Source organism: Streptomyces sp. NPDC104096 (genome assembly GCF_055584385.1).
Genome location: NZ_JBVJMD010000018.1, coordinates 72,311 through 94,065 on the forward strand (window position 1 = coordinate 72,311; position 21,755 = coordinate 94,065).

Below are 21,755 nucleotides of genomic sequence, written 5' to 3' on the forward strand. Positions count from 1 at the left end.
GTACGGTTCCGGATCTATCCGGTGATCCCGTACGGCTCCGGATCCCGCCAGCGTACGAACGGCCGGTCCAGCGTGTACCTGCCGTCGTCCCCCAGAACGAGCATCCTGACCTCAGCGTTCCCCGGATTCGACAGCGACTCGAATTCCGCGACCGTCCAGTGGAACCAGCGCATGCAGAACAGCCGCATGGCCAGTCCGTGGGTCACCAGGAGCACGTTCGGCGGGTGGTCGGGGTCCTCGAAGCTGCGGAACAGGCTCTCCAGGAAGCCGCCGACCCGGTCGTACACATCGGCGCCGGACTCGCCCTGGGGAAAGCGGAAGAAGAAGTGCCCGTAGGCGTCCCGATAGGTCTTCTGCAGCCGCACGTCGTCGCGGTCCTGCCAGTTCCCCCAGTCCTGCTCGCGCAGCCGCGGCTCCTCACGCACGCGTATGAGCTCGGGGTCGAGGTGGAAGGCCCGGAAGGTCTCGTGGGTGCGGCGGTAGGGGGAGACGTAGACGCTGACGCGCTCGCGGCCGAACACCTCGCGCAGCCGCTTGCCCGTCTCCTCGGCCTGCCGCCAGCCCCGTTCGGTCAGGGCGAGGGCATGGTCGGGCTCCCGCTCGTAGACGGTGTCATCAACATTGCCCGTCGACTCGCCGTGCCGGACAAGGACGATGCGCCGTGGTCGTGCCATGCCAAAACCCTAGATCGAGTGACGGCCCGGCGAAGACTTCTACGGCCCGCATACGGCGTAGGTCACACAGATCTCACACCTGGGGCCACATCAGCACCACGTCGACCGAACCGGACGCGGCCCAGGTCGACCGCGTCGAAGCCGCACGAAAGCACCCGATCCGCACGCCGCATATCGTACGAAAATTCGATTCGATCGCCGTACCGAAGTCCCTACGACGAAACGACGACGCGGCGTCACGACGGCGCAGAAGGGCACCGATCACCGTCCCGGCGCTCGTCACACCGTCCAGCCCGGCTCCATCTCCACGATGTCCCCGGTCAGCGCGGCGACGTCCGCCTCCAACTGGGCCCGCAGCGCGAGCCGTTCCACCCGCTCGGTGCGGTACTTGCCGTGCTCGGCCTCCGAGCGCCACATGGACAGGACGAGGAACTCGGGCCCCGGCGCCTCGCCGAACAGTCCGCGGATCATGCCGGGCGAACCGGCCATCGCGGGGTTCCAGACCTTCTCCTGCATCAGGGTGAAGTGTTCGGCGCGCTCCTCGTGGACGCGGCAGAGAGCCACCCGGATCAGGTCCGCGTCGGTGAAGCGCGGCTCGAAACCGGTCTTCACGTCGAAGCGGTGGTCGAACAGCTTGACCTGGCTGTCCTTGAACGTGCCGGCCTGGGACGCCGCCAGCCGGTCGTGGGAACGGGCCATGAAGGAGTCGTAGAAGGCGCGGCTCTCCCAGAACGCGAAGACATGCGCCACCGAGGGCCGTGCCCTGCTCCAGCCCCCGCCCTGCCCCCGAAACCCCGGCTCGCCGAGAAGCCCCGCCCACTTTCGCTGCCCCCGCTCGAAGCCGCGGCGGTCCACCACGGTGCAGCGAATCCACTTGACCAGCACCGCGCCATCGTACGGCCCGGAGCGTGGCGTCCGTCACGGTGCGGCCGAGAGCAGCCGCCCGATCGCCACGCGCGCGTGGCAGGATGGACAAACGGCCCTGCGGAAAGGGCAGTTCGGCCCGAGAACAGCAGGGCGCACGGGGAAGGGGAGTTCGGTGAGCGGCCTCAGCAAAGGCATCCGCAAGGTCGAAGTCGCGCTGAAGTGGGATCCGAGTCCGCCGGCGGAACCTCCCACCGACCTGGACATCGTCGCCGCGACCTATCTCGCGGGCGATCCGCACGGCACCCCTGCCTATGCGGTGTACTTCGACAGCCGCTCCCCCGACGGCACGATCTACCTCAACCGGGACAGCAAGGACGGCAAGGGGTTCGGCTGGGACGAGGTCATGACCCTGGAGCTCGACCGGCTCGACGCCCGGTACGCGCGCGTGGTGGTCGGCGTCGTCATCCAGCAGCGCACCGCCGACCGGACGTTCGTCGGCGTCCTCAACCCGGGGCTGCGCATACGCGAGGGCTACCAGGTCCTGGCCGAGGAGGACTTCGGCGGTGTCCTCGGCTCGACGGCGGCGACGGTCGCGGAGTTCGTCCGCGACCCGTCGGGTGGCTGGGCCTTCCACCCGGGTGTCGAGGGCTTCGACGGCGACCCCGCGACCTTCACCCGGACCATGGGCCGGCAGCAGAGGCCCTGACCCACGCCCCGGTGGCACCGCGGGCGCCGACGGGAAGAGGGGCGCCGACACGTGGTCGGCACCCCTCTTCTCAGGAACCCGGCGCCGGTTGCCTCAGAGACTCGAGGCACTCGCCGTCTTGCTCGCGGGTCAGCTGCAACCGCTGGTCGAGCCGCAGCCCTCGCAGATGTAGCAGGAGCCGGCCCGCTGCATCTTGGTGCCGCAGGAGAAGCACAGCGGGGCGTCGGCCTGGATGCCCAGCTGCATCTCCACCAGCTCGGCGCTGGTGTGGGCCTGCTTGGGGGCGGCCGGCCTGGGCTCCTCGGCCTTCGGCACGGCGACGGCCTTCAGGTCCGTCTGGCGCGGGGCGGACTGGGCCAGCGCCTCGACGTCGATCTCCTCCTCCTCGGTCGGCTCGTAGGAGCCGGTCTCGAGGTGGCGCTGACGCTCCTCGGCGGAGTGGATGCCGAGCGCGGAGCGGGTCTCGAAGGGCAGGAAGTCCAGCGCCAGGCGGCGGAAGATGTAGTCGACGATCGACTGCGCCATCCGCACGTCCGGGTCGTCCGTCATGCCGGCCGGCTCGAAGCGCATGTTGGTGAACTTCGAGACGTACGTCTCCAGCGGCACGCCGTACTGGAGGCCGACGGAGACCGCGATGGAGAAGGCGTCCATCATGCCCGCGAGGGTGGAGCCCTGCTTGGACATCTTCAGGAAGACCTCGCCGAGACCGTCGTCCGGGTAGGAGTTGGCGGTCATGTAACCCTCGGCGCCGCCGACGGTGAAGGACGTGGTGATGCCGGGGCGTCCCTTCGGGAGGCGCTTGCGGACCGGCCGGTACTCGACGACCTTCTCGACCGCGGTACGGATGGTGTCCTCGGCCTTCGCCGTGACCTCGGCCTTCTCCTTCTCCTTGGTCTTCGCGGAGAGGGGCTGGCCGACCTTGCAGTTGTCACGGTAGATGGCGAGCGCCTTGACGCCCATCTTCCAGGCCTCGAAGTAGACCTCTTCGACGTCCTCGACGGTGGCGGTCTCGGGGAGGTTGACCGTCTTGGAGAGGGCGCCCGAGATCCACGGCTGGATCGCGGCCATCATGCGGACGTGGCCCATCGCGGAGATGGAGCGCTCGCCCATCGCGCAGTCGAAGACCTCGTAGTGCTCGTGCTTGAGGCCGGGGGCGTCGACGACATTGCCGTGCTCGGCGATGTGGGCGACGATCGCCTCGATCTGCTCCTCCTGGTAGCCCAGGCGGCGCAGGGCCTGCGGGACGGTGCCGTTGACGATCTGCATCGAGCCGCCGCCGACCAGCTTCTTGAACTTGACCAGGGCGAGGTCGGGCTCAAGACCGGTGGTGTCGCAGGACATCGCGAGACCGATGGTGCCGGTCGGCGCGATGACGGACGCCTGGGAGTTGCGGAAGCCGTTCTGCTCACCGAGGCGGACGACGTCCTGCCAGGCCTCCGTGGCGGCGGCCCAGATCGGGGAGTCCAGGTCGTCCATGCGCACGGCCGTGCCGTTGGCGTCGGCATGCTGCTTCATGACGCGCTGGTGGGCGTCGGCGTTGCGGGCGTAGCCGTCGTACGGGCCGACGACCGCGGCCAGTTCGGCCGAACGGCGGTACGACGTGCCGGTCATCAGGGAGGTGATCGCGCCGGCGAGGGCGCGGCCGCCCGCGGAGTCGTACGCGTGGCCGGTCGCCATCAGCAGGGCGCCGAGGTTGGCGTAGCCGATGCCGAGCTGGCGGAACGCGCGCGTGTTCTCGCCGATCTTCTGGGTCGGGAAGTCCGCGAAGCAGATGGAGATGTCCATCGCGGTGATGACGAGCTCGACGACCTGGGCGAAGCGCTCGACGTCGAAGGACTGGTGGCCCTTGCCGTCGTCCTTGAGGAACTTCATCAGGTTCAGCGAGGCGAGGTTGCAGGACGTGTTGTCCAGGTGCATGTACTCGCTGCACGGGTTCGAGCCGTTGATACGACCGGACTCCGGGCACGTGTGCCACTGGTTGATCGTGTCGTCGTACTGGATGCCCGGGTCGGCGCAGGCCCAGGCGGCCTCGGCCATCTTGCGGAACAGGGACTTGGCGTCGACCTCCTCGATGACCTCGCCGGTCATACGGGCACGCAGGCCGAACTTGCCGCCGTTCTCGACGGCCTTCATGAACTCGTCGTTCACGCGGACCGAGTTGTTGGCGTTCTGGTACTGGACGGACGTGATGTCGTCGCCGCCCAGGTCCATGTCGAAGCCCGCGTCACGCAGGGCGCGGATCTTCTCCTCCTCCTTGACCTTGGTCTCGATGAAGTCCTCGATGTCGGGGTGGTCGACGTCGAGGATGACCATCTTGGCCGCGCGGCGGGTGGCACCACCGGACTTGATCGTGCCGGCGGAGGCGTCGGCGCCGCGCATGAAGGAGACCGGGCCGGAGGCGTTGCCGCCGGAGGAGAGCAGCTCCTTGGAGGAGCGGATGCGGGAGAGGTTCAGGCCGGCGCCGGAGCCGCCCTTGAAGATCATGCCCTCTTCCTTGTACCAGTCGAGGATCGACTCCATGGAGTCGTCGACGGCCAGGATGAAGCAGGCGGAGACCTGCTGGGGCTGCGGGGTGCCCACGTTGAACCAGACGGGGCTGTTGAAGCTGAAGATCTGGTGCAGGAGGGCGTAGGCCAGCTCGTGCTCGAAGATCTCGGCGTCGGCGGGCGAGGCGAAGTACTTGTGGTCCTCACCGGCCTTCCGGTACGTCTTCACGATGCGGTCGATCAGCTGCCTGAGACCGGTCTCGCGCTGCGGGGTGCCGACGGCGCCCCGGAAGTACTTGCTGGTGACGATGTTGACCGCGTTCACCGACCAGAAGTCGGGGAACTCGACGCCACGTTGCTCGAAGTTGATCGAGCCGTCGCGCCAGTTGGTCATGACGACGTCACGGCGCTCCCAGGCCACCTCGTCGTACGGGTGCACGCCGGGGGTGGTGTGGACGCGCTCGACGCGCAGCCCCTTGTTCGCCTTGGTGCCCTTGGCGCGGGAACTCCGTGCCGGACCGCTCGCCGTCTCTGTCATGCCGCCTCCCATTACGGGCAAAACGCCCTGAAGTGCCCCGATGTTCCCGTGGCACGGTGTTCTCTCTGGTGCTGCGGGCACCCTCGTGCTGCCGCCCGCAACAAGTCTTGGATCGCCGCCGCCGGCCGCTTCCGGTGCCTGCGCCCGGTCCCGGCCCGCCGGTCAGTCGGCGGTGTGGGCAGGCTCGGGGACCTGGCCGGTCCCGCCGTGCCCGCGCCGGTCCTCCCGGCCCCCCGCGACCGCACCGCCCTCGCGGCACGCGCAGCCCTCGCGGTCCTCGTCGACCGCGGCGGGGTGTCCCGTGTGTTCCCTCAGTTCCGTGATCGCGGCCTCGAAGTCCTCGAGCGAGTCGAACGCGCGGTAGACCGAGGCGAATCGCAGATACGCGACGACGTCGAGTTCCTGCAACGGGCCGAGGATGGCCAGCCCCACGTCGTGGGTGGTCAGCTCGGCGCTCCCGGTGGCCCGCACGGCCTCCTCGACCCGCTGGCCGAGCTGCGCGAGCGCGTCCTCGGTGACCGGCCGCCCCTGGCACGCCTTGCGCACGCCGTTGATGACCTTGGTCCGGCTGAACGGTTCGGTGACTCCGGACCGCTTCACCACCATCAGCGAGCACGTCTCCACGGTCGTGAAACGACGGGAGCAGTCGGGGCACTGGCGGCGCCTGCGGATCGACGTGCCGTCGTCGGTGGTACGGCTGTCGACGACGCGACTGTCGGGGTGCCTGCAGAAGGGGCAGTGCATGAACTCCGAACCCTCCTCACAGCAGACTCAACATCCTCGAAAGCCCTCTCGGGCCCCTCGAAGCAGCCCCAAGCATAGGCGATCGCCGCCGGGCTCGAGACCCATAGGACCACAACTTCTGGGCCGAGACAGCAATCCAACCACTAGATGTGGGGCCCGACTCACACAAACACGCCGAACATGTGTGTGGCGTGAGGATTGGCACGTGCCGGACGCCCGTACCACCCCGCGGAACGCCCGGACCCGGCTCTTCACCCGGATGCGCGGGCGCCGTACGCGGCGAACGGGGGACACGGACGTACCGTTTCGGCACCGACAGGGATAGCGTGAGCGGCACACGGAGGGGCACGGCACTCCCGCACGGAGACACGAGCGCTTCACGGTCGACGGGACCGCGGACGGCAGACCGGGGCGACACCCCGGCAGGTCGTCGACCCCGACGACGAAGGGTACAACGAGCGACCCTTTCGACCGCCGGGCAGCCCGTCAGCCATACACCCAGACACATGATCACGGCAGTGGATCCGCGGTTTTTCACTCGAACGTGTGTTTGGCGCAACCTTTCGAAAGCAACTACCGTTGTCCAGCAGGGAGACCATCGAGAGGGGCCGACGTGACCACCACCGCAGACAGTGCCACCATCACTGACCAGGACCGCTCCCAGGGCCGACTCGAGCCGGTGCATGCGATGAACGAAGCCACGAGTCCCGAGGGGCACAAGCGCTCCCTGCCGGGCCGACCTCCAGGGATCCGGGCGGACAGCTCGGGACTCACCGACCGGCAGCGCCGGGTGATCGAGGTCATCAGGGACTCGGTGCAGCGGCGGGGCTACCCGCCGTCGATGCGGGAGATCGGCCAGGCGGTCGGCCTGTCCAGCACCTCCTCGGTCGCACACCAGCTCATGGCACTGGAACGCAAGGGCTTCCTGCGGCGCGACCCGCACCGCCCGCGCGCGTACGAGGTCCGCGGCTCCGACCAGGCCGCCTCCGTGCAGCCCACGGACACCGCGGGCAAGCCGGCCGCGTCGTACGTCCCCCTGGTGGGCCGTATCGCCGCCGGTGGCCCGATCCTCGCCGAGGAATCCGTCGAGGACGTCTTCCCGCTCCCGAGGCAGCTGGTCGGTGACGGTGAACTGTTCGTCCTGAAGGTCGTCGGCGACTCGATGATCGAGGCCGCGATCTGCGACGGCGACTGGGTCACCGTCCGCCGCCAGCCCGTCGCCGAGAACGGCGACATCGTCGCGGCGATGCTCGACGGCGAGGCCACCGTCAAGCGCTTCAAGCGCGAGGACGGCCATGTCTGGCTGCTCCCGCACAACGCGGCCTACGAGCCGATCCCCGGCGACGACGCGACCATCCTCGGCAAGGTCGTCGCCGTGCTGCGCCGCGTGTGAGGACAGCGGCGGGTCGATCGCACCGACCCGCCACCTGACTGGGCCCCGGGACCCCTGCGCCGGTTCCGGGGCCCTGCGTTGTCCGGGATCGCCTCCCGCCGCCGCGGCAGGGCCCGCCACGGGCTCCTGCACGGTGCTGTGGGGCGGCCCGGCACGCGGCCCTCGGAGCCGCCCCCACGGTCATGGGGCGGCCGGGCGCGGTCGTGGCGCGGGCCGGCCCACCACCGTCACTCCGTTTCCGGCTGCTTCGCCGCCGCGTCGATGGCCGCCAGCGATCTGCGCACCTGATTACGGTCCGTGGTGTACCAGAAATCGGGCAGCGACGCCTTCAGATAGCTTCCGTAACGCGCGGTGGCCAGTCGCTGGTCCAGCACGGCGACCACACCCCGGTCCCCCGACGCCCGTACGAGGCGGCCGGCCCCCTGGGCCATGAGCAGGGCCGCGTGCGTGGCCGCGACCGCCATGAAGCCGTTGCCGCCCGCGTCCTCCACCGCCTTCTGCCGGGCGCTCATCAAGGGGTCGTCCGGACGCGGGAACGGGATCTTGTCCATGACGACCAGCTGGCAGCTCGGACCGGGCACGTCGACGCCCTGCCACAGCGACAGCGTGCCGAACAGGCACGTACGGGGATCCGCCGCGAAGTTCTTGATCAGCTCGCCGAGGGTCTCCTCGCCCTGGAGGAGGATCGGGAACTCGGGGATCCGGACGCGCAGCTCCTCGGCGGCCAGCTGGGCCGCGCGCATGGAGGAGAAGAGGCCGAGCGTACGGCCGCCGGCCGCCTGGATCAGTTCGGTCAGCTCGTCGAGCATGTCCGCCCGGTCACCGTCGCGCGCGGGACGCGACAGATGCTTGGCGACGTAGAGGATCCCCTGCCTGGGGTAGTCGAAGGGGGATCCCACGTCGACCCCCTTCCACTGGGGGACGTCCTCGTCGTCCTTGCCCGCCGTGCCCTCGGGGGCGAGGCCCAGGGAGGCGCCCACGCCGTTGAAGTCGCCGCCGAGCTTCAGCGTCGCCGAGGTCAGCACCACCGACCGGTCGGCGAAGAGCTTCTCCCGCAGCAGGCCCGACACGGACATGGGGGCCACCCGCAGGGAGGCGCCGAAGCGGTCGTGCCGCTCGTACCAGACGACGTCCCACTCGGAGCCGTTCACGATCCGCTCCGCCACGTCGTGCACGCTCTCCACGGAGGCCAGGGCCTGCTTGCGGACCGCGTCCTCGTCCTGGACGGACTTGTCGCGGGTCGCGCCGATGGCGGAGATGACCGTACGGGCGGCGTCGCGCAGCGCCATCAGCGCGTAGCCGAGGTCTTCCGGGATCTCCTCCAGGCGGCCGGGCAGCGCCAGCTCCATCAGCCGTTCGAAGCCCTCGGCGGCGGTCTGGAGCTGGTCGGCGGCCTTCTCGTTGACGAGCTTGGCGGAGCGGCGCACCGCGCGGTTGACCTGGCCCGGAGTGAGCTCGCCGGTGGCGACCCCGGTGACCCGCGAGACCAGCTCGTGCGCCTCGTCGACGATCAGCACCTCGTGCTGCGGGAGGACCGGGGCGCCCTCGATGGCGTCGATCGCGAGCAGTGCGTGGTTGGTGACGACGACCTCGGCCAGCTTGGCCCGCTCCCGCGCGCTCTCCGCGAAGCACTCCGCGCCGTACGCGCACTTCGTGGCGCCCAGGCACTCCCTGGACGAGACCGACACCTGGCCCCAGGCCCGGTCGGAGACGCCGGGAGTCAGGTCGTCGCGGTCGCCGGACTCCGTCTCGTCGGCCCAGTCACGCAGGCGCAGCAGGTCCTGGCCCAGCTTGCTGCTGGGCGCGGCCGCCTCGAACTGGTCGAAGAGACCCTCCTCCTCGTCCTGCGGGACCCCCTCGTGCAGGCGGTGCAGGCACAGGTAGTTCGATCTGCCCTTGAGCATGGCGAACTCCGGGCGGCGGCGCAGCAGCGGGTGCAGCGCGTCGACCGTGCGGGGCAGGTCCCGCTCCACGAGCTGACGCTGGAGGGCAAGGGTGGCGGTCGCCACGACCACACGCTCCCCGTGCGCGAGCGCGGGCACGAGATAGCCGAGCGACTTTCCGGTGCCTGTGCCCGCCTGGACCAGCAGATGGGAACCGTCGTCGATCGCCGCCTCGACGGCTTCGGCCATGGTCACCTGGCCGGGGCGCTCGGTGCCGCCGACAGCGGTGACGGCAGCGTGCAGGAGTTCGGGGAGGGAGGGCTTCGTCATAGCTCGACCACCCTACGGCTCGGCACTGACAAACGGGCGATCAAGCAGGGGATCGTGGCCGACGGCGCGGGCGCGGGCCGGGTCGGTGGCGGGGCCGAGGGGGGAGTCAAGGTGGGGCTTCTCGCGTCGGGGGTCGAGGCCGGAGGCGATTTGTGCGCCTGTACGGCCGGGCGGCGGCGGGACGTCACATGAGGTGGCGGCGGCTGCGGTCCCGGACCATGAGCGCGGCCCGCTTGGCGGGCAGGTCGATCTCGGCGGAGAACCGGAATCCCGCGCTCAGGAACGCCGCGACGGAGGGCGTGTTGCGCAGGTCGGGTTCGGCCACCACGCGTGCGGCGGCGGGGCACCGGTCGAGGACGAGGTCGGCGACGGCCCTGAGCAGGGTGCTGCCGAGCCCTCGTCCACGGTCCGCGACACCTCCGATCAGCAGGTGGATCCCGGTGTCGTGAGGTCGCGCGGGGTAGTGACGGGCGAGCGGGTCGAGGTCGGCCCGGTAGATCTCCCAGTAGCTCATCGGGGTGCCGTCCAGCAGCCCGAGACAGGGCACGTCACGCCCGTCACCGGCGAGCCTGTCCCTGAGGTGGTCCTCCGTCGCGGTACGAGGGCCGGCCAGGTGCCAGAAGGCCGCGACGGCCGGATCGTTCATCCAGGCGCCGATCAGGGCGAGGTCCCGGTCGAGGCTGACCGGCACCAGACGGAACTCGCCGGCGGGGGTGGTGACCGGACCCCAGTCGGCGACACCCCCGAGCAGGTCGCCGCCGGCCGCCTCGTACGGCCCCGCCGGTGCCGCGCCGGCCGGCCCGTCCGGACTCCGTCCCAGGTCGGGCCCGGCCCCCTCCTGCGTGATGAACGCGAGCAGCTCGTCGGGCAACCGCAGGTCCAGCGTGTCCTCGGTGTTCACGGTGTCCGCGACGGGGAGGGTGCCGGCTTCGGAACCGGCGTCGGTGGCAGGCACGGCGACGCTCCTCTCAGGAGTGGGGCTGGGGCGTGTTCCTCGGGCGCGAAGGGACGGCGACGGTCGGGCGACGCGAACGCCCGGGGGCAGGGTCAGGCGTGCAGGGGGTTGGCGATGGTGACGTAGACGGACTGGGTGTCCACCGGGCCGACGAGTTCGTCGAGGCCGTGCAGCCGGGTCAGCAGATTGGCCTTGCAGCGCAGGACGGGTGAGTCGAGGAGGCGGGCGGGCAGGGAGGTGCGCGGCCGGTCGGGGCCGGTGGCGACGGAGTGAAGGAAGCGGCGGAAGGCGGCGAGCAGCAGCCGCTCGTCGGCGAGGCGCTGGGACCCGAACGCGCCGACGAGCCCCAGGACGTTGTTGATCGCGAGGTAGTACACGAAGCGCTCGTCGGTGACCTCGTCGGAGACGAAGGTGTCGCTGTGCTCTCCGATGCCGGGCAGCTGGGCGTCGAGCTCCGCGCGCCGGGACTGCCGGAAGTAGTAGCCCTGGTTGTCGCGGTAGCGGCCGCCGGTGGGCCAGCCGTCGCCGTCCATCAGGAGCAGCGTGTTCTGCTGGTGCGCCTCCAGTGCGATGCCCGCGTGTCCGTCGAGCCACAGCACGGGCCGTACGACCTGTTCGAGATAGCGCAGGAACCACTCGGCGGCCACGGCTCCGAGGGGGCGGCCGGTCCGGCCGGCGAGTCGGGTGACGACCTCGGCCAGCCGGGACCGCGCCCCGGGCACGCCCGCCCCCTGGTACGCGGTGCCGCCCGGGAACCCGTCCGGGGCCGGGCGGTCGTACGGGCGGGGCGAGACGAGCCCGGCGACGCAGGCGACGTCGTCCCAGGGGGTGAACGGGTTGTGCCTGATCACCACGTCGAGTCCGGTCACCGGGTCACCGTCCCTGCCGTCGACGGCGAGCCAGGCGGGGTCGCGGACGATGTCGAAGCCCGGGTGCGCGGCCTGCCACCGCTCGGACAGTCCCGCCCGCAGCAGGCGGTGCACCTCGACGCCGCGGTGCAGCTCCTTGCGGAGGTTCTCCCGGCGTGAGTTGGTGATGCGCAGGCCGAGGGAGAGTTTGAGCATGGCGGGGGCGCCGGACCGGTGGACGGTGCGCACCGAGGAGGTGGGGTGCCACGGCGAACCGTGCGGGCCGAGATCCTGGAGCAGACCGGACTCGAAAAGGGCCGCGGTCTCGGCCCGGTGGCGGACCTCCTGGGCCTGCCAGGGGTGCAGGGGCAGGGCCGCACAGCCGTCGGGCAGGGGCAGCCCGGTTCCCGCGAGCTCTGCGGTGAGGGCGGCCGCGGAGACCGGACGACCGCGCTCGGTCCAGGCGGAGTCGGTGGCGAGGACCGCGGGGTCGACAGCCAGCCAGTGCAGGTGGTGCGATCCGCGCAGCTCGGGTGAGTACAGCCGGGCTTCGGCCGCGGAGAGGCCCTCACGGCTCTTCGGGGTCGGGTGCATCGGGTGCCCCAGCACGAGTGCCTGCTCGGCCGCGAGGAAGAGGTCGCTGGCGTCGGCGGGCCGTTCCCTGCGCGCGCGGACGAACACGGCGGTACGCCGGACCGAGTCGGCGACCTGGGCGACCAGGTCCGCGGATGTCCCGGCCCCGACGTCTGCGTCGGTATCGGCAACGGCAGCGGGACCGGTGCTGTTGCCGGTGGCGGCTCGGGGGCGGGACGTTGCGGGCGTCTCACGGGTGAGCAGGGCGGCGATCGTGACCGCGTCGGCGGGTGGGGACTGCGCAGGCGTGCCGGCCAGGCGCGGAAGACCGAAGCGGTGCCAGCCGGTCGGGGACCAGTAGCGGACGGGGACGAGCAGGGCCGTGGCGCTGCCGGGGAGGGGGATGCGCAGGATGCCGTCGTCGGGTGCGGACAGGCCGGACTCGCGTACCCAGCAGCGCAGCAGGTTCTCGACGGCGGCGGCCTCGGCGGCGGTGAGCGGGTCGGGATGCTCCAGGAGGTCGCCCGCGGCCCCGAGTACGTCCACGGTCGAGGATCCGTCCGCAGTCGAGAATCCGTCCGCGGTCGGGAGTCCGCCCGCAGCCGGGAGTCCGCCCGCAGCCGGGAATCCTTCCCCCGTGAGACGTCCGTTCGTCGGCTGGACTCCTTGCTGCTGCCGGGGGACGGACCCTTCGTCGAAACCCGTGTCCACGGCGGGCTGGGTCCGCGCCCCGGAATGGTCCGGCATCGGCACGGAGGTGGCATGGGAGGTGATGTTCAAGTCGGTTCCTCACGGGTGTTTCTGGCTTGGCGCGGCGGCGCCCGGCGTCCGGGGCGGCTGCCTCGGGGGCGTGGCCCCGACGGGAACGCGGCCCGGCACGCCCGGCACGGAACACCGGCCGCACGGGTGAGCCGTCTGTCGCTCGCTACCCCGCGCGTTCGGCGCGGTCGCCCTGACGTGGTCGACGGCCCTGCGGCACCGGCGCCCGGTCCCGGCCCCCACGCTCGCCGGCCGCCGACGCCACCGCCTCGGCCAGGCGGTCGAGCACGGCGGAGGCCTGGTCGTCGGTGATGGTCAGCGGCGGAAGCAGGCGTACGACGCTGGAGTGCCGGCCGCCGAGTTCGACGATCAGGCCGCGTCGTAGGCACTCCCGCTGGACGGCGGCCGCGAGTTCGGGGGCCGCCGGGCGCGGCCCGCCCGCGGATGCGACCCTGCCCCCGCCTCCGGCCGCCTCTGTCTCTGCTTCTGCCTCTGCGTCCACCAGTTCGACGCCGATCATCAGCCCGCGCCCCCGCACATCCCCGATGCACGGGAACTCCCGGGCCAGGTCGCGGAGTCGGGCCAGCATGCGCGAACCGAGGGTGGCCGCCCGTTCGGCGAGGTGGTGTTCGCGGACGTAGCGAAGGGTCGCGGTGCCCGCGGCCATGGCGAGCTGGTTGCCCCGGAAGGTGCCTGCGTGGGCGCCGGGTTCCCAGACGTCGAGGTCGTCGCGGTAGACCACGACAGCCAGCGGGAGGCTGCCGCCGATGGCTTTCGAGAGCACCATCACGTCCGGGGTGACACCGCTGTGCTCCACGGCCCAGAAGGCGCCGGTCCGGCCGACCCCGGTCTGGATCTCGTCGGCGATCAGCGCGATGGACCGGTCGGCGGTGATCTGCCGCATGCGCCGCAGCCAGGTGTCCGGCGCGGGGATCACCCCGCCCTCGCCCTGGACGGGTTCGAGGATCATCCCGGCGGGCTGCCGCACCCCCGACTTGGGATCGTCGAGGACGGACTCGGTCCAGCGGGCGGAGAGTTCGGCGCCGCTCGGACCGCCGACGCCGAACGGGCAGCGGTAGTCCTGCGGATAGGGCAGGCGGGTGACGCGGACGTCACAGGCCCCGCCGGACGCGGCGAGGGCTCCGGCCGTCATGCCGTGGTAGGCGCCGGTGAAGGCGAGGACGCCGGAGCGGCCGGTCGCGGCCCGTACGAGCTTGAGCGCGGCCTCCACCGCGTCCGTGCCGGCCGGCCCGCAGAACTGCACGCGGGCTCGGTCGGCCAGTCCGGGGGGCAGGTTGTGGAACAGCTCGGTGACGAAGGCGTCCTTCACGGGGGTCGCCAGGTCCAGGACGTGCAGCGGCGCGCCCGAGTCGAGGACCTTGCGGATCGCGTCCAGGACGACCGGGTGGTTGTGCCCCAGGGCGAGGGTCCCGGCACCGGAGAGGCAGTCGAGATAGCGGCGGCCGTCGGCGCCTTCGATGGTCAGCCCGCGGGCCCGCACCGGCACGATCGGAAGGGCGCGCGCGTAGGTGCGCGCCGCCGACTCGCGTGCCGACTGCCGCCGCAGGATTCCCTCGGTCACCGCCACGGCTCACACTCCTCCCCACATGCCCCCGCGCAGTCCCCACCGGTAACAACCGCGGACCGCCCGCCGGGTTACGGCCCGCTTCAAGATCGTTGCCGCGCCGGGACCCGCGGGGAGGGAGCAACCAGGTGTGGAAGCCGGGTGTGAAGGGCCGCCGATTCGGCAGCTCCCCCGACGACCTGGCAGGTCACACGCCTTGTAGCCGAACCGTTGCCGATCCGTCGGCGCTCCCCCACGGCGACCGCATAGTGTGTGTTGCCGTTCCCACGGCGTGCGCCACACGCCAAGTCGTTTCCGTTCAGGGGGAGTCAGACCATGCGATCCATACGGCCGTCGTTCACCGCTCGACGTGGGGGGAGTGCGCGCCGCAGGACCTCCCCCGTGCCGGCCGCCGTCGCCCTGGCCTCGGCGCTGGCGCTCACCGCCACCGCGTGCTCGTCGGGCGGGACGGACGCCGGGATCCAGGCGTCCGCGTCGGCCTCCGCGGCCACCGGCGGCGACGACAAGATCAAGATCCCGGACGACATCAGGGACAAGCTCAAGCAGCACGGGATCGACATCGACAAGTGGAAGAACGGCGACTGGAAGAAGTGGGACAAGGACGACTGGCTGCGTGAGGCGCAGGACTACGTCAACCCGATCATCGAGGGGCTGTGGAGTCCGGACCGGATGCGGGGCGCCGACGACCCCGACCGGGGCGTGGACGAGAACGACCTCTCGGGTGACCAGGGCGTGACCGACCCGACGCCCGCGCCGGTGCGGGCCGCGTCGGTGGCGCCCGAGTACCACGCCAACGCCCCGGAGGCGGGCAAGGTGCTCTTCGACTCCCCGGAGGGCACGATGGTCTGCTCGGCGACGGTCGTGCGGGACCCGGCCCACCCCGGCAAGTCCAACCTGGTGTGGACGGCGGGCCACTGTGTGCACGCCGGCAAGAAGGGCGGCTGGTACCGCAACCTCGCGTTCGTGCCGTCGTACAACAACTCGGGTGACACGGCGGAGGAGTTGCAGACCGCGCCCAAGGAGGAGGTCGCTCCCTACGGCGTGTGGTGGGCCGACTGGGCCCAGACCTCGGACCAGTGGATCAACGGGGGCGGTCCCACGGGCGGCGACGGCGCCCCGTACGACTACGCCGTCATCCATGTGACGCCGGAGAAGGGCGGCACGGGCAAGTCCCTGGAGGAGACGGTCGGTTCGGCGCTCCCGGTGAACTTCGACGCCCCGGCGGTGCCCAAGGTGAAGAGCATCACGGCGACGGGCTTCCCGGCGGCGCCGCCGTACGACGGTCAGACGCTGTACCGGTGCCAGGACAAGCCGGGCCGGCTGTCGATCAACGCCTCGGACCCGACGATGTACCGGATCGGGTGCACGATGACCGGTGGCTCCTCGGGCGGCGGCTGGGTCGCGGCCGGTGCGGACGGCAAGCCCGCGCTGGTGTCCAACACCTCGATCGGCCCGGTGACCGCGGGCTGGCTGGCGGGCCCGCGGCTGGGCCCGGTGGCCAAGAAGGTGTACGACTCGGTCAGCGACAAGTTCGCCCACTAGCTACTGCTGCTGGCCCCTCGTACGCGAAGGCCCGCCCCCGCGGAGAATGTCTCCGGGGCGGCGGGCCTTCGCGCAGTCGGTCAGAGCGCGGGAGCGGGCACGTACGGCGCGAGGTCCGCCGCGAGCTCCTCGTGCACCCGGGCCTTGAGCAGGGTGCCCTCCGGGGTGTGCTCCTCGGAGATCACCTCGCCCTCGGAGTGGGCACGGGCGACCAGCTTGCCGTGCGTGTACGGCACGAGCGCCTCGATCTCGACCGAGGGCCGGGGCAGCTCGTTGTCGATCAGCGCGAGCAGTTCCGGGATGCCCCGGCCGGTACGGGCCGAGACGGCGATGGAACGCTTCTCGATCCGCATCAGCCGCTGGAGCGTCAGCGGGTCGGCCGCGTCGGCCTTGTTGATCACGACGATCTCGGGCACCTGGGTGGCGCCGACGTCCCGGATCACCTCGCGCACTGCGGCCAGCTGCTCCTCCGGGTTCGGGTGCGAGCCGTCCACCACGTGCAGGATCAGGTCGGCGTCGCCGACCTCCTCCATGGTGGAGCGGAACGCCTCGACCAGGTGGTGCGGCAGGTGCCGGACGAACCCGACGGTGTCGGCCAGCGTGTACAGCCGGCCGCTCGGGGTCTCGGCCCGGCGCACGGTCGGGTCCAGGGTCGCGAACAGGGCGTTCTCGACCAGGACGCCCGCGCCGGTGAGGCGGTTGAGCAGCGAGGACTTTCCGGCGTTGGTGTAGCCCGCGATGGCGACGGACGGCACCTTGTTGCGGCGTCGCTCCTGCCGCTTGATCTCGCGGCCGGTCTTCATCTCCGCGATCTCCCGGCGCATCTTCGCCATCTTCTCGCGGATCCGGCGCCGGTCCGTCTCGATCTTGGTCTCACCGGGACCACGGGTGGCGAGGCCGCCGCCCTTGCCGCCGCCCATCTGGCGGGACAGCGACTGACCCCAGCCGCGCAGCCTGGGCAGCATGTACTGCATCTGCGCGAGCGCGACCTGTGCCTTGCCCTCTCGGGACTTCGCGTGCTGGGCGAAGATGTCGAGGATCAGGGCCGTACGGTCGATGACCTTGACCTTGACGACGTCCTCGAGATGGATCAGCTGACCCGGGCTGAGCTCACCGTCGCAGATGACAGTGTCCGCGCCCGTCTCGAGGACGATGTCGCGCAGCTCCTCGGCCTTGCCGGAGCCGATGTAGGTGGCGGCGTCGGGCTTGTCGCGGCGCTGGATGACGCCGTCGAGCACGAGCGCTCCCGCGGTCTCCGCGAGGGCGGCGAGCTCCGCGAGGGAGTTCTCCGCGTCGGTCACGGTTCCCGAGGTCCAGACGCCGACGAGCACGACCCGCTCCAGGCGGAGCTGGCGGTACTCGACCTCGGTGACGTCCTCGAGCTCGGTGGAGAGGCCGGCCACGCGGCGCAGGGCCGCGCGCTCCGAGCGGTCGAACTGATCGCCGTCCCGGTCTCCGTCGATCTCGTGGCTCCAGGCGACGTCCTCTTCCATCAGGGCATCGGCCCGAAGACCTTCGGGGTAGGCGTGCGCGAAGCGCTTGGTGTCCTGGGAAAAGGAAGAAGAGGAGGTCATTGGATCCTTACGTCGATCGTGATTCGGGTTCGGCGACGGAGCGCGATCCGTCACACCTCACAACGTCGGAGTACCCCGGGAGATTCCCGGCCACTCGTGACACGGAGGGCGGACCGCCGGGCGCGCCGCCGGTCCGACGATGGTCGCACGGGACGAGCCGCGCCGTCATCCGTGTTATCGCGCGCCGTGCCGGCCGGTGCGGGCGGGTGCGGGGGCGACGGGGGCGGAGGCGGGGGTGGTGGACTTCCAGTCCGGGTGGCCCGGCATCGGCGGGGTCTTCTTCCCGTAGAGCCACGCCCTGAAGAACCCGGTCAGGTCGCGTCCCGCGACGTTCGAGGCGAGGCGTACGAATTCGGCGGTGGTGACGGTGCGGTCGCGGTGGGTCTGCGCCCAGATCCGTTCCAGGCGCTCGAAGCGCTCGCGGCCGATCTTCTGGCGCAGGGCGTAGAGGGCGAGGGCGGCGCCGTCGTAGATGTTGGGCCGGAAGATGCCGATCTTCTGGCCGGGGTCGGGCTGCTTGGGGGCCGCGGGCGGTCCGCCGGCCGCGCGCCAGCGGTCGGAGGCGGTGTAGGCCGCCTTCATCCGCGCCTCCATCGGCTTGTGCGCCTTCTCCTGCGCGTAGAGGGACTCGTACCAGGTGGCGTGTCCTTCGTTGAGCCACACGTCGGACCAGGTGCGAGGGGTGACGCTGTCGCCGAACCACTGGTGGGACAGCTCGTGCACCATGACCGACTCGACGTACCACTTGGGGTAGGCGGGATCGGTGAAGACGTGTCGTTCGAAGAGGGAGAGGGTCTGCGTCTCCAGTTCGAAGCCGGTGGAGGCCTGGGCCATGAGCAGGCCGTAGGTCTCGAAGGGGTAGGGCCCGACCTTGCTCTCCATCCAGGCGATCTGGTCGGGCGTCTTCTTGAGCCACGGTTCGAGCACGGCCCGGTCCTTGGTGGGCACGACGTCCCGGACGGGCAGTCCGTGCGGCCCCTGGCGGTGCAGGACGCTGGAGCGGCCGATGGACACCTGGGCGAGCTCGGTCGCCATGGGGTGCTGGGTGCGGTAGGTCCAGGTGGTCGACCCGCCCGCCCGGTCGACCCCGGTGGGGATCCCGTTGGCGACGGCGGTGTAGGCGTTGGGCGCGGTGACCCGGATGGTGAACATCGCCTTGTCGGACGGGTGGTCGTTGGACGGGAACACCCGGTGGGCGGCGTCCGCCTGGTTGGCCATGGCGAGTCCGTCCGCGGTCCGCACCCAGCCGCCGTCCCGGCCCTCGACGGGCCGGGGATCGCTGGTGTGCCGCACGGTGATGCGCATCCAACTGCCCGCGGGCAGCGGTGTCCCGGGAGTGATCACCAGGTCGTCGCCGGCGGTGGTGAAGGAGGCGGGCAGGCCGTCGACCTCGACCGACCGTACCGTGCCGTGGGCGAAGTCGAGGTTGACGCGGTCCAGCGGGGCGGTCGTCCAGGCGTCGATGGTGGTGACCGCCTGGAGGGGCTTGTCGTTGCGGCCGGGGTAGGTGAAGGAGAGGTCGTACGACGCCACGTCGTAGCCGGGGTTGCCCAGGTACGGGAAGAGGCGGTCGCCGACGCCGAGCGGGGTCGGCGGGGCGCTCGCGGCGACGAGGCAGACGGAGACGGCGGAGGCGAGCAGCGCTGCCGTCAGCCGTCGGGGGGCCCGGGTACGCGGCCGGGAAGCCCGGATGCGGAGGGTGTGCGACATGCACCACGGCTACCAGCGCATGCATGCACCGTGGTGACGGCGCGCGTCGAACCCACCCGAACGGGTAATTCGGGCGCACTCATGGTGCGGTGGGGCGCGACGAGGTGCGGTGCGGCGCGGCCGGGGGTGCTCAGATCGCCGGCGCGTGATGCTGCGCGCGGCTCACGTCGAACACGCCGGGCACGTTGCGCATCGCCCGCATGAGGGCGGGCAGGTGGGCCGCGTCGGCGAGTTGCAGGGTGTAGGTGTGGCGGACGCGCTGCTGGCTCGGGGGCTCCACGGTCGCGGAGACGATCTCGGCGCCTTCCTGGGCGATGGCCTCGGTGAGGTCGGCCAGGAGGTGGGGGCGGCCGAACGATTCAGCGACCAGGGTGACCCGGCACGCGGTGGTGTCCCCCCAGTGCACGCCCATCTCCGGGCGGCCCGCGTCCTTCATGCGCGTGGCCCCGGCGCACTCCACGCGGTGCACGGTCACCACTCCCCCGCGTACGGCGAAGCCGGTGACCTCGTCGGGCGGTACGGGCGTACAGCAGCCGGCCAGTCGTACGGTCGCGCCGGGCAGGTCGACCACGGCACTCGCGGCGGGGCGGGATCCGCCCCCGGTGGTGGCCGGTCCGCCGTCCGCGCCTCCCGCCGCCTCCGCCGCTCGTACCGCGCCCCCGGCGTCGGCCTCGTCGCGGATCTCCGTGTCCTCGTCCTCGCTCACCGGGTGCGTGGCGAGCCATCGTTGGATGGCGATCCGGGCGGCGGGCGTGTGCGCGTGCTCCAGCCACTTCCTGGAGGGCTCGGAGGCCGGGTCCTGGCCCATGAGGAGCTGGACGGTGTCACCGTCCTTCAGGACCGTGCTCAGCGTCGCCAGCCGGCCGTTGACGCGGGCGCCGATGCACGCGTGCGCGTCCTCTCCGTACTGCGCGTACGCGGCGTCGACGCAGCTGGCCCCCTCGGGCAGTCCGAGCGCGCCGCCGTCGGGCCGGAAGACGGTGATCTCGCGGTCCTGGGCGAGGTCCTCGCGCAGGGTGGACCAGAAGGTGTCGGGGTCGGGCGCGGCCTCCTGCCAGTCCAGGAGACGGGAGAGCCAGCCGGGCCGGGTGGGGTCGACGCGCTCGCCGTCGCTCACGGCCTGCTCCTCCGAGGGCGGAGCGTACGGATTGCCGAGCGCGACGACGCCGGCCTCGGCGACCTTGTGCATCTGGTGGGTGCGGATGAGGACTTCGACGACCTGGCCGTCCCCGCGGGCCACGGCGGTGTGCAGCGACTGGTACAGGTTGAACTTGGGGACGGCGATGAAGTCCTTGAACTCCGAGACGACGGGGGTCATGCAGGTGTGCAGTTCACCGAGCACGGCGTAGCAGTCGGCGTCCTCGTTGACGAGGACCAGCAGTCGGCCGAAGTCGGCGCCGCGCAGTCGGCCGCGCTTGCGTGCGACGCGGTGCACGGAGACGAAGTGCCGTGGCCGGATGAGGACTTCGGCCTGGATGTCGGCCTCGCGCAGGACCCCGCGCACCTCGTCGGCGATCTCGGCGAGCGGGGCGTCGGGGCGGGACGCGTCGTCGCTGATCAGTTCGCGGGTGTGCCGGTACTCCTCGGGGTGGAGGATCGCGAAGACGAGGTCCTCCAGTTCGGTCTTGAGCGCCTGGACGCCGAGCCGCTCGGCGAGCGGGATGAGGACGTCCCGGGTGACCTTGGCGATGCGGGCCTGTTTCTCGGGGCGCATGACGCCGAGGGTGCGCATGTTGTGCAGCCGGTCGGCGAGTTTGATCGACATCACGCGGACGTCGCTGCCGGTGGCGACGAGCATCTTGCGGAAGGTCTCGGGCTCGGCGGCGGCGCCGTAGTCGACCTTCTCCAGCTTCGTGACGCCGTCGACGAGGTAGCGCACCTCCTCGCCGAACTCGTCCCGCACCTGGTCGAGCGTGACCTCGGTGTCCTCGACGGTGTCGTGGAGCAGCGAGGCGGTCAACGTCGTGGTCTCGGCGCCGAGTTCGGCGAGGATGAGGGTCACGGCGAGCGGGTGGGTGATGTACGGCTCACCGCTCTTGCGCATCTGGCCGCGGTGCGAGGACTCGGCGAGCACGTAGGCGCGGCGCAGTGGTTCCAGGTCGGCGTCGGGATGGTGGGCGCGGTGCGCCTCGGCGACATGGCTGATCGCGTCGGGCAGCCGGTCCCGGGAGGCTGGGCCGAGCAGGGCTGCCCGGCCGAGGCGGCGCAGGTCGATCCGGGGGCGGGCCCTCCGGCGCGGCGCGGCGGGCGCCGTGGGAACGGCGACGGCCGGCGTCACCGGGCCTGGGGTCGCGGGGTTCGTGGCCTCCGCACTCATGGGCACCTCCGGCTGCGTGGACCGGCGGACGGGTGCCCCATGGCGGGCACGGCTCGGGGGACGACTACGGTCCCCCGTCCGAACCGGTGCTTGATGCTACCGAGCCCACCACGTGCGGCCGACCGTCTCTCGCCGAGCGTGAAACGGATCACCCATTCGAGCGATGAGAACGAGGTTTACGCTTTCCCGCCAAGCGAGTTGAGGTCGGCCGTGCTTTCGTACGTACGTCTGTCGCTCAGATGGACACATCGTGCCCGCGACGGGTTCCGCG

General features: G+C 71.3%; 14 protein-coding genes. 3 read left to right on the top strand and 11 right to left on the bottom strand.

What is annotated here, in order from left to right:
- Positions 1-14 precede the first annotated feature (14 nt).
- Positions 15-674 carry a histidine phosphatase family protein gene (locus ACZ60B_RS20100; protein WP_469388715.1) on the bottom strand — a complete coding sequence of 220 codons (660 nt, stop codon included), beginning with the start codon at positions 672-674 and terminating at the stop codon, positions 15-17.
- A gap of 279 nt (positions 675-953) precedes the next feature.
- Positions 954-1,559 (bottom strand): YdbC family protein, encoded by a 606-nt coding sequence (locus tag ACZ60B_RS20105; protein WP_469388716.1) that lies wholly within the window; start codon positions 1,557-1,559, stop codon positions 954-956.
- A 154-nt stretch (positions 1,560-1,713) separates the two neighbouring features.
- On the opposite strand from ACZ60B_RS20105, the gene ACZ60B_RS20110 reads away from it, so the two are divergent.
- Positions 1,714-2,247 (top strand): TerD family protein, encoded by a 534-nt coding sequence (locus ACZ60B_RS20110; RefSeq protein ID WP_469388718.1) that lies wholly within the window; start codon positions 1,714-1,716, stop codon positions 2,245-2,247.
- A 129-nt stretch (positions 2,248-2,376) separates the two neighbouring features.
- Here the strand turns inward: ACZ60B_RS20110 and ACZ60B_RS20115 are convergent, their stop codons facing one another.
- Positions 2,377-5,271 carry a vitamin B12-dependent ribonucleotide reductase gene (locus ACZ60B_RS20115; protein ID WP_469388720.1) on the bottom strand — a complete coding sequence of 965 codons (2,895 nt, stop codon included), beginning with the start codon at positions 5,269-5,271 and terminating at the stop codon, positions 2,377-2,379.
- Between the two features lie 162 nt (positions 5,272-5,433).
- Positions 5,434-6,015: a transcriptional regulator NrdR gene (gene nrdR / locus ACZ60B_RS20120; RefSeq protein WP_469388722.1), complete on the bottom strand. Its 582-nt coding sequence runs from the start codon at positions 6,013-6,015 to the stop codon at positions 5,434-5,436.
- Between the two features lie 613 nt (positions 6,016-6,628).
- On the opposite strand from nrdR, the gene lexA reads away from it, so the two are divergent.
- Positions 6,629-7,408, top strand: a complete 780-nt coding sequence (gene lexA / locus ACZ60B_RS20125; RefSeq protein ID WP_351621887.1) for a transcriptional repressor LexA — start codon at positions 6,629-6,631, stop codon at positions 7,406-7,408.
- 227 nt (positions 7,409-7,635) lie between these two features.
- On the opposite strand, the gene ACZ60B_RS20130 is transcribed toward lexA, so the two are convergent.
- The 4 genes from ACZ60B_RS20130 to ACZ60B_RS20145 form a co-directional block, all read right to left on the bottom strand.
- Complete coding sequence (locus tag ACZ60B_RS20130; protein ID WP_469388723.1) at positions 7,636-9,621, bottom strand: ATP-dependent DNA helicase; 1,986 nt, start codon at positions 9,619-9,621, stop codon at positions 7,636-7,638.
- A 184-nt stretch (positions 9,622-9,805) separates the two neighbouring features.
- Positions 9,806-10,576, bottom strand: a complete 771-nt coding sequence (locus tag ACZ60B_RS20135; RefSeq protein WP_469388725.1) for a GNAT family N-acetyltransferase — start codon at positions 10,574-10,576, stop codon at positions 9,806-9,808.
- A gap of 92 nt (positions 10,577-10,668) precedes the next feature.
- Complete coding sequence (locus tag ACZ60B_RS20140) at positions 10,669-12,744, bottom strand: IucA/IucC family protein (RefSeq protein WP_469388805.1); 2,076 nt, start codon at positions 12,742-12,744, stop codon at positions 10,669-10,671.
- A 178-nt stretch (positions 12,745-12,922) separates the two neighbouring features.
- Positions 12,923-14,344, bottom strand: a complete 1,422-nt coding sequence (locus ACZ60B_RS20145; RefSeq protein ID WP_469388726.1) for a diaminobutyrate--2-oxoglutarate transaminase family protein — start codon at positions 14,342-14,344, stop codon at positions 12,923-12,925.
- 312 nt (positions 14,345-14,656) lie between these two features.
- Between ACZ60B_RS20145 and ACZ60B_RS20150 the strand changes: the two genes are divergently transcribed.
- Positions 14,657-15,883, top strand: coding sequence for a trypsin-like serine peptidase (locus ACZ60B_RS20150; protein WP_469388728.1), 1,227 nt, complete (start codon positions 14,657-14,659; stop codon positions 15,881-15,883).
- 80 nt (positions 15,884-15,963) lie between these two features.
- Here ACZ60B_RS20150 and hflX read toward each other — a convergent pair whose 3' ends face one another.
- From hflX to ACZ60B_RS20165, 3 genes are all read right to left on the bottom strand, one after another.
- Positions 15,964-17,457 carry a GTPase HflX gene (hflX, locus tag ACZ60B_RS20155; RefSeq protein ID WP_469388730.1) on the bottom strand — a complete coding sequence of 498 codons (1,494 nt, stop codon included), beginning with the start codon at positions 17,455-17,457 and terminating at the stop codon, positions 15,964-15,966.
- A gap of 174 nt (positions 17,458-17,631) precedes the next feature.
- Complete coding sequence (locus tag ACZ60B_RS20160; RefSeq protein ID WP_469388731.1) at positions 17,632-19,167, bottom strand: M1 family metallopeptidase; 1,536 nt, start codon at positions 19,165-19,167, stop codon at positions 17,632-17,634.
- 130 nt (positions 19,168-19,297) lie between these two features.
- The gene (locus ACZ60B_RS20165) at positions 19,298-21,484 is read right to left on the bottom strand and encodes a RelA/SpoT family protein (RefSeq protein ID WP_469388733.1); all 2,187 of its coding nucleotides are present in this window, start codon (positions 21,482-21,484) and stop codon (positions 19,298-19,300) included.
- Between the last annotated feature and the right edge of the window lie 271 nt (positions 21,485-21,755).

What these genes read in the sequence shown, in the direction of transcription:
- ACZ60B_RS20160 (WP_469388731.1), bottom strand. Translation starts at nt 19,167, where the DNA reads ATGTCGCACACCCTCCGCATCCGGGCTTCCCGGCCGCGTACCCGGGCC.
- nrdR (WP_469388722.1), bottom strand. Translation starts at nt 6,015, where the DNA reads ATGCACTGCCCCTTCTGCAGGCACCCCGACAGTCGCGTCGTCGACAGC.
- ACZ60B_RS20165 (WP_469388733.1), bottom strand. Translation starts at nt 21,484, where the DNA reads ATGAGTGCGGAGGCCACGAACCCCGCGACCCCAGGCCCGGTGACGCCG.
- ACZ60B_RS20150 (WP_469388728.1), top strand. Translation starts at nt 14,657, where the DNA reads ATGCGATCCATACGGCCGTCGTTCACCGCTCGACGTGGGGGGAGTGCG.
- ACZ60B_RS20130 (WP_469388723.1), bottom strand. Translation starts at nt 9,621, where the DNA reads ATGACGAAGCCCTCCCTCCCCGAACTCCTGCACGCTGCCGTCACCGCT.
- hflX (WP_469388730.1), bottom strand. Translation starts at nt 17,457, where the DNA reads ATGACCTCCTCTTCTTCCTTTTCCCAGGACACCAAGCGCTTCGCGCAC.
- ACZ60B_RS20115 (WP_469388720.1), bottom strand. Translation starts at nt 5,271, where the DNA reads ATGACAGAGACGGCGAGCGGTCCGGCACGGAGTTCCCGCGCCAAGGGC.
- ACZ60B_RS20140 (WP_469388805.1), bottom strand. Translation starts at nt 12,744, where the DNA reads ATGCCGGACCATTCCGGGGCGCGGACCCAGCCCGCCGTGGACACGGGT.
- ACZ60B_RS20100 (WP_469388715.1), bottom strand. Translation starts at nt 674, where the DNA reads ATGGCACGACCACGGCGCATCGTCCTTGTCCGGCACGGCGAGTCGACG.